Origin of the sequence: Pseudoduganella buxea (genome assembly GCF_009720835.1) — a bacterium.
Taxonomy (GTDB): Bacteria; Pseudomonadota; Gammaproteobacteria; order Burkholderiales; family Burkholderiaceae_D; genus Rugamonas; species Rugamonas buxea.
On the sequence record NZ_WNKZ01000076.1, the window covers coordinates 23,863 to 31,843 of the forward strand.

A 7,981-nucleotide genomic window follows, 5' to 3' on the forward strand; every position below is an offset into this window, starting at 1 on the left:
ATACAACCAACCTCCCCCTCAGAGAGAAAAATGCGCCTTTCAGGGGGCTTTTCGTTGGTTCTACCAACGCCACCGTTGACTAAAAATTTAGTTTTAGTACAAGATTGGTCGAAAGTGCCACAGAGCACACGCAAGTCCACATCCCTCGACCATCGGAGACAACCATGCATTCCAGCACCCGAGCGCCCCGTTCGCGCACGTCGTTCCCGCTGCACCCTATCGCCGCCGCCTGTGCCCTCTTCCTGCTGTACGCCCCAGCGCTGGCGCAGACAGCCGACGCCAATACCGCCGCAGCCGCGACGACCGATGCAGCCATGACGAAAGTCACCGTCTCCGGCATCCGCCGCGGTATCGAGGATGCGATTTCGGTGAAGAAGGATGCGACGTCCATCGTGGAATCGATTTCGGCCGAGGACATTGGCAAGCTGCCCGATACCAGCATCGCCGAATCCATCGCGCGGCTGCCGGGCCTGGCGGCGCAGCGGGTTGCGGGGCGGGCGCAGGTGGTCAGCATCCGCGGCTTGTCGCCGGACTTCGCCACCACCTTGCTGAACGGGCGCGAACAGGTAAGCACGGGCGACAACCGCAGCGTCGAGTTCGACCAGTATCCTTCCGAGCTGCTCAGTGGCGTCACGGTGTACAAGACGCCCGATGCCGGCATCGTCGGCCAGGGCCTGTCCGGCACCATCGACATGCAGACCGTGCGTCCGCTGTCGTTCGGGGCCCGCACCTTCTCGTTCAACCTGCGCGGCGAGAAGAATTCGCTGGGCAAGATCGCCAATGCGAAGGACACGGGCCACCGGGTCAGCGCCAGCTACATCGACCAGTTCGCCAACCGGACGATCGGCGTGGCCCTGGGCGTGGCGCACATGGAGTCGCCCATCCTGGACCAGGAGACCGGCACCTACGAGCCATTCAACCAGGCCGCCATCGCTGGCGTGCCGGCCGGTACGTTTGTGACGGCCGGCGTCAAGGCCCTGGCGAAAAGCGGCAGGCTGCAGCGCACCGGCGTCATCGGCGTCGTGGAATACCGCCCCAGCCGGCAGTGGACCAGCACGCTGGACGTGTTCGCGTCGGAATTCAAGCAGGTCGATACGAATAACCAGTTCGAGGTCAATCTCGGCGGCTTCAACGGCACCAACAATCCCGCCGGCTTCCGTTACGCCACCACCAATATCATCGACAATACGCTGGTGGGCGGCACGGCCACGGGCGCCTATCCGCTGGTGCGCGGCCAGCATAACCATCGGGAGGATTCGATCCGTACGGCCGGCTGGGCCAACCGCTTCAAGTTCGGCGACTGGTCGCTGGTGGTCGATGCCAATTACTCGCAGGCCAAGCGCGACGAAACCTACCTGGAAAACAACCTGCAATTGCAGACGGCCGGCGGCGGCGCCTTGAACGACCCGTTGATGACGGTGGGCTGGCAGCCCGGCCGGTTTGCCCACCTGTCCGGCCAGTTCGACTACAGCAATCCCGCCACCCTCCATACGGGCAATTCGATCTACGGCTACGGCAAGACCTATGCGCCGCACCTGAAAGACCGGCTGGCCAGCCTGAAAGTGGCGGCGACGGTGCCGGTGCCGGCGGCAGCGGAAAACTACCTGTCCCGCGTCGACGTGGGCGTCAATTACAGCGACCGCACCAAGACCAAGCGCCAGCCTTCCGGCCTGCTGTTTGCATCCGGCACGCCCACCATTGCCAGCGACCTGCTGTATGCGCCGGTGGACCTGGGCTTTGCCGGCGCGGGCGTCGTCCCGTCGTGGAATGTGCCGGCGGTGATCGCCAAATACTTCGACCCGATCAACTACAGCCTGGAAAACAACGACGGCACCATCAGCCGGGCCTGGGACGTGACGGAGAAAATCACGACGGCCTTTGCCCGCGCCAATATCGACGCCACGGTCGGCGGCTATGCGGTGCGGGGCAATGTTGGCGCCCAGGTGATCCGCACCGACCAGTCGTCCGAATCGCTGTATGCGGATGCGAGCGGCGTGGCCCACCCCATCGAGAACGGCAAGACTTATACGGATGTGCTGCCCAGCCTGAATCTGGCCGTGGCACTGGCGGACGGCCAGGCCTTGCGCTTCTCGCTTGCCAAGCAGATCGCCCGGCCGCGCGTGGACCAGCTCAATGCGGGTTTCAACTTCACCGTGGAATCGGGCACCCGCCTGCCAAGCGGCAGCGGCGGCAATACCAGGCTCGATCCATGGCGCGCCAAGGCAATCGACCTGTCGTACGAAAAATACTTCGACAAGAAAGGGTATGTGGCACTCGCGGGCTTCTATAAAAAGCTCGACACCTACATCTACACCTTCTCCGAAACGCGCGACTTTTCCGCCTTTACGCCGGGCACCAACGCCATTGCCAACTTCGGCCAGTACACGACGTCGTATAACGGCGATGGCGGCATGATCAAGGGCGCCGAACTGACGGTGTCGGTGCCGCTGGAACTGGTCGCGCCCGTGCTGGGCGGCTTCGGTGTCATGGCCAGCACGTCGTACACGAAGAGCGGCATCGACATCAAGCAGATCAATTCGACCATCGGCAAGATCGAATTGCCGGGCCTGTCCCGCAATGTATCGAACCTGACCTTGTACTACGAAAAGGCGGGCTTCTCGACCCGTATCAGCGGGCGTCACCGTTCGGACTTCGTCGGCGAGATCGGCGACTTCGCGGGCGACCGCCAGCTGCGTTACGTGGTGGGCGGCGTCACGACCGACTTCCAGGTGGGCTATACCTTCAACGACGGCAGCCTGAAAGGCCTGGGCCTGCTGCTGCAGGTGAATAACCTGAACAATGCGGCCTACGAAACCTATGCCAACCGCAAGGATCGCCAGCTGGAATATGCGAAGTATGGGCGCACCGTGTTGTTCGGCATGAACTACAAGTTCTGACCCGCGTCATCCGGGCCACCGGCTGCGGCAAGGTGCGCACGCCGGCCGGCCCGGGAGCCTGTTAAGATTCCTGCGACCATCCACTGCGAGGGGAGCAGCATGAGCGAGCCATTCGAATCCGGGCCTGAAGAGCCTGTGGATCCTGAAGAGCCTGTGGAGCCTGACGACCTGCCCGACCAGGGGGCCGCGCGGCATGAGGCACTCGACCAGCTCGACGCGTGGCGCGAGGAAGTGACGCGCCGCGTGCAGCAGGGCCGCGCGGGCCGGCTGGTGGGCGGCATCAGCGACTTGCATATCCTGATCCAGGATGAACTGCTCGCAACCCATGGCGGCGAAATCGCGGCGCTGGCCGACGAGCTCAAGACCGAGCGCTCGCGGTTGCAGGCGGACATCGATTCGAACGAGGCCCAGGGCATCGGCCCGTCGCAGGCGGAGCAGGATCGCATCGCCCTGCTGGACGATGCCATCGACGCACTGGAAGAAGCCCTGTCGCCCTGAGGCGCAGGTCCTTCCCTACTCCGGCTGCTCCACCGCGTAGCCCTTGGCCTGCAAGGCGGCCAGGTAGCCTTGCGGGTCGAGCAGCTCCTTCAGCGGCAACAGCGCGACGGTGGACTTGTTCGCCTCCAGCGCCTTTTCCGCCGCCGTCAGCCAAGTCGCCCGCACGCGCTGCATCATGCCGTCCGTACCGATTTTTTCCTTCATCACCGTGTTGTTCAGGATGGCGTTGTTGCAGGCCTCCTCGTGGGACGGGAAGTGCAGCTTGCGGATCGCGTCCAGGTCGCCCTTGGCCCACGCATTGGCGCGGGTGCGCATCGCATCCAGGTCGTTTTCCACGCGCGTGACGGTGTCGGTGAAGCAGGCCACGTCGTCCATCGGCGTCCTCTTGAATTCGCGCAGCACCTTGACGGGGCTGTCCACGGGAATGTCCAGCTTCGTCTGCGTGATCTTCAGCTTGTTCTTTTCCGCCAGCTTCACCAGCGTCTTGCGCACCTCGCTGCCGTTGACGAGGCCAACGTGCGCCAGGCTTTTCTCGTACAACTCGCCCGCGGCAAACACGGGGCGCTGGCGCTCGTAGCCCTCATCGTCCTTCAGGTATTTCTTACGCAGCACGAGCCAGCGTTCGTACACGTCCGGCGGCAGCTTGTCGCGCAACTGGGCGCCGTCCGGGTTCTTCTCCATGCCGATCATGAACGGCAGCAGCGTCAAGGACCGCAGGCGCCCCACTTCCAGCGAGGCGTAAGGCTGCGCCAGCAGCTCCTGCGACTGGGCCATGATGGCCTCCACCTGCTGCGAGCGCCATTCCATCTTCTTCGGCAGCGGCGAATAGGTGCCGAACACCCACAGCACATGATCGCCCTTCGACACCTTCCACAGGCCTGGGCCGGGGCGCTGGCCGACGACGAGGATTTTTTCGGGCTGGGCTTCCTCGGCGGCCGACGCCGGATCGGCGGCGGGTGCTTCGGCCTGGGCCCAGGCAGCGGAAACGGCAAATGACAAACTGAGTGCGGCAACGGTACGAACCAGCATGGGGCGACTCCTTCGGACGGTGGACTTGCAGGGGGCGCTTTCATCGCGTAAGTTAGTGAAAGCTGGAAACATAATATTGCAAACTTGCTAAGCTGCCTAGTGCGGCGATGCGCCGCCAGCCAAGGAGACCGCATGACCCGCCGCACCCGTTGGAAAGCCGCTGCCACCTTTGCTGCCGCTTTCGCTGCCGCTTCCGTCTCAGCCACCACCGCCGCCGCCCAGGACTACCAGCGTCACGCCATCGACGGCAACCTGCCCGTGTTTGCCCCGGCGCTCAAAGCCAGGCTGGCCTTCCCGCTGGCGTGGACGCCGGCCGTGAAGGATTTGCCGGCGTGGCGCGCGGCGGGGCGGGCGAAGTTGTGGGAGGTGACTTTGCAGGACCGCGACGACACGCCCTTCGCGCCCCAGGTCATCGCCGAGATCGACCGGGGCAGCTACGTGGCGCGCCAGGTGGTGTTCAACCTGACGGCGGTGAGCCGCGTGCGTGCGCTGCTGCTGGTGCCGAAGGCGAAAGGTTCCCATCCGGCCGCGCTGATGCTGCACGATCATGGCGGGCGCTTCGACATCGGCAAGGAAAAGATGGCCGAGCCATGGGGCGACGAAGCGCGCCTGGCGGCATCGCGCACGTGGGCCGACAAGTATTTTTCCGGCCGCTACCCGGGCGACGAGCTGGCGCGACGCGGCTACGTGGTGCTGGTGGCCGACGCGCTGGGCTGGGGCGACCGGGGCCCCCTGACGGGCGACGCACAGCAGGCGCTGGCCGCCAATTTCTTCAACCTGGGCAGCTCGCTGGCAGGGAATATGGCGCTGGAAGACACGCGCGCGGCGGCCTTTCTCGCGTCGCTGCCGGAAGTGGACCGGCGCCGCGTGGCGGCACTGGGATTTTCGATGGGCGCCTTGCGGGCCTGGCAGGTGGCGGCACTGTCCGACGACGTGACGGCGTTGGTGGCGGTGAACTGGATGGCCACCACGGACGGCCTGATGGTCCCGTCCAACAACCAGTTGCGTGGCTCGTCGGCCTTCCAGATGCTGCATCCGGGCCTGCTGCGTCACCTCGACTTTCCCGATGCGGCCAGCCTGGCCGCGCCGAAACCGGCACTGTTCTTCGCCGGCGCGGCCGACCCGCTGTTCCCCCTGCCCTCGGTGCAGCAGGCGTTCGGGAAGATGGCGAAGGTGTGGCAGGCCTGGCACGCGGGCGACAAGTTCGACACGCGCATCCTGCCGGGCGGGCATGCCTTTCCCCGTGAAGCGCAGCAGCAGGCCTATGACTGGCTCGATGGCCAGTTCGGGCGGGCGACCAAACCTTAGCGCAGCAACTGCAGGATCTGGTTAGGCAGCGAGTTGGCCTGCGCCAGCATGGCCGATGCCGCCTGCTGCAGGATTTGCGAACGGGTCAGGTTCGTCGCTTCGGCGGCGAAATCCGTGTCGACGATGCGCGAGCGCGATTCGGCCAGGTTGCCCGACATCGACTGCACGTTTTCATACGCGAAGGTGAGCCGGTTCTGCGTCGCGCCCAGCTTCGCGCGCTGGAGGTTGATGTTCGCCAGCTGGCCATCGAGGTAGGTCAGCGCCAGCGTGGCATCGGCGTGGCTGGCCAGCGAGATCGGGTCCTCGGCGAAGCCGCCGCTGCTGTTCTGCTTGAACATCGACGGCAGGTTCAGCATCAGGACATCGCCGGCCCGGTGACCGATCTGCAGCGCGCCGTTGAACGAGCCGTCCAGCAGCTTCAAGCCATTGAAATTGGTGTCGGTGGCGATGCGGTAGTTCTCCATCACCAGTTCGTCCGCCTCGCGCTGGATGACGGCGCGGTCGCTGCTGCTGTTGGTGTCGCTGGCGGCCTGCACGGCCAGCTCGCGGATGCGCTGGAAGTTGTCGCCGATCTGGCCGATCGCGCTTTCCGCCGTCTGCGTCAGCGAAATGCCGTCGTTGATATTGCGCCCCGCCTGCGACAGGCCGCGCAGCTGCGCGCCCATGCGCTGCGAAATGGCCAGGCCGGCCGCATCGTCCTTCGCCGAATTGATCCGCAGCCCGCTCGAGAGCCGCTGCAGCGATGCCGACAAGTCGGCCCCCGCACGGCCCAGGGCGCGCTGGGCGAACAGCGAATTGACATTGTTGTTGATAGAGAGCGGCATCGGTCGTGTCGGTGGCACGGAGGAACTATCTCCCCTGCACCACCTGTTACGACACGGAAACTGAGAACTTGATCACACATTGTCACACGCCGCATAAATATTCATGCCGCGACCGTTTCGCCATCCTGCAGGGCGGCGCGCAGGGCCGTGATATTGTCGGGCTGTTCCAGGTGCAGGCGGTCCAGGCCGTGGTTCAGCTGCTGGCGCCGCAGCGGCGGAATATTCAGCAGGGGAAAAGCCTTGTAGACAATATTGAGCAGCCAGCGGTAGGCACAGAAGTCGGTACTGAATTGAAAGCCGCTGCCATCGTCGTTATAGAAGAAGGCCTGGTGAAATTCGGAGACGCTGTCCCGCCGCGCCGTGTGCTCGCGGGCGAACGGCGAGCGGGCGTGGATCACGTCGCGCCGGGCAAGGTCCACGAAGGCGGCGAAGCGCCCGGCCAGCAGGCGAGCCGTATCGCCCAGCAGGCTACCCTCGTCGCGGATCGCGGCGGGCAGCTCGGCCAGCCAGAGGCGGTACTGGTCCACCATGGCCGTGTAGTCGCTGTCGAAGCGGGCATCGACCTGCACGCGCTGGTGCGGCGGCAAGGTGTGGCGCCAGAAGATGTAATTGGAGTGATAGGACAGGAAGCCGTCGTATTCCGGCCGCGCCGGGTCATCCGACGGCACCGGCGGATAGACGCTGGCCAGCAGCAGCATCAGCTGCGCGACGAACTGTTCGTGCCGCTCGCAGGCCAGCCAGCCCCGCACGATCAAGGCGCGCAGCCGCGCCTCCGTCTCGAACACGGACAGCCACTGGACTCTTGACTCATACTTCGCCGCCAGTTGCGCCGCATCCGTCTCGTGCAGCGACAGCGTGTCGTTCGGCGCGATGACGTCGGGATCGATGCCGGCCGCCTCGACGGCGTTCAGGCGCGCCTGCAGGGCGCGGTAGCGTTCCGGGTCGACGGCCTGCGAAGGGTGCGCCGCCAGGAAGGCGTGCACCAGCACCTGGGCTTCGTCCAGCCAGCCGCCCTGCAGGCCGGCCGTATCGAACGTCAGCAAATAATGGGGGCCGTGCTGCCAGCCCCGCGCAAGGGTCCAGCGGTCATGGCCCTGCCGCGCCAGCATCGCTTGCAGGGGCGCGGCCACCTTGCGGTAGAACGGCGCGACATTGTCGGCGCAGTGGATGCGCAGTTGCAGGAAGCTCATGCGAAAGTCCTTTCCTCGTACAGGGCCAGCGCGAACAGGCGGATCGACTGCTCGCGCAAGGGGATGACGCCGGCCCGGTTGAACGACATGTGCAGCAGGGAATGCAGGATGGCGGGCACGCCGGGCACGCCCGCCCCGGCCAGTGCCGCGCAGACGCGCTGCAGGCGGTCGCGGTAGGCCGCCAGGGCCGTCGGGAAATATGCGCCGCCGTCGTAGCGCGCGCTGGCGGCACGCA

Annotated in this window: 7 protein-coding genes; 3 read left to right on the forward strand and 4 right to left on the reverse strand. The window is 65.4% G+C overall.

The features are described from left to right. Positions 1–164 precede the first annotated feature (164 nt). Complete coding sequence (locus GM672_RS21180) at positions 165–2,897, forward strand: TonB-dependent receptor (RefSeq protein WP_155472521.1); 2,733 nt, start codon at positions 165–167, stop codon at positions 2,895–2,897. A gap of 153 nt (positions 2,898–3,050) precedes the next feature. Beyond that, positions 3,051–3,395 carry a hypothetical protein gene (locus GM672_RS21185; RefSeq protein WP_155472522.1) on the forward strand — a complete coding sequence of 115 codons (345 nt, stop codon included), beginning with the start codon at positions 3,051–3,053 and terminating at the stop codon, positions 3,393–3,395. A 15-nt stretch (positions 3,396–3,410) separates the two neighbouring features. Here GM672_RS21185 and GM672_RS21190 read toward each other — a convergent pair whose 3' ends face one another. Next, entirely contained in the window at positions 3,411–4,424 is a 1,014-nt protein-coding gene (locus GM672_RS21190; RefSeq protein ID WP_170300178.1) for a TraB/GumN family protein, read from the reverse strand. Positions 4,425–4,556: 132 nt separating this feature from the next. Between GM672_RS21190 and GM672_RS21195 the strand changes: the two genes are divergently transcribed. Then, positions 4,557–5,732 carry a dienelactone hydrolase family protein gene (locus GM672_RS21195; protein ID WP_155472524.1) on the forward strand — a complete coding sequence of 392 codons (1,176 nt, stop codon included), beginning with the start codon at positions 4,557–4,559 and terminating at the stop codon, positions 5,730–5,732. Here GM672_RS21195 and GM672_RS21200 read toward each other — a convergent pair. From GM672_RS21200 to GM672_RS28430, 3 genes are all read right to left on the reverse strand, one after another. Continuing rightward, the gene (locus GM672_RS21200) at positions 5,729–6,556 is read right to left on the reverse strand and encodes a flagellin N-terminal helical domain-containing protein (RefSeq protein WP_155472525.1); all 828 of its coding nucleotides are present in this window, start codon (positions 6,554–6,556) and stop codon (positions 5,729–5,731) included. The genes GM672_RS21195 and GM672_RS21200 overlap by 4 nt on opposite strands. Before the next feature lie 101 nt (positions 6,557–6,657). Next, positions 6,658–7,746 (reverse strand): hypothetical protein, encoded by a 1,089-nt coding sequence (locus GM672_RS21205; RefSeq protein WP_155472526.1) that lies wholly within the window; start codon positions 7,744–7,746, stop codon positions 6,658–6,660. After that, positions 7,743–7,981 (reverse strand): hypothetical protein (locus tag GM672_RS28430; protein WP_170300179.1); only part of this gene is annotated, 239 nt, incomplete at its 5' end. The genes GM672_RS28430 and GM672_RS21205, both read right to left, overlap by 4 nt.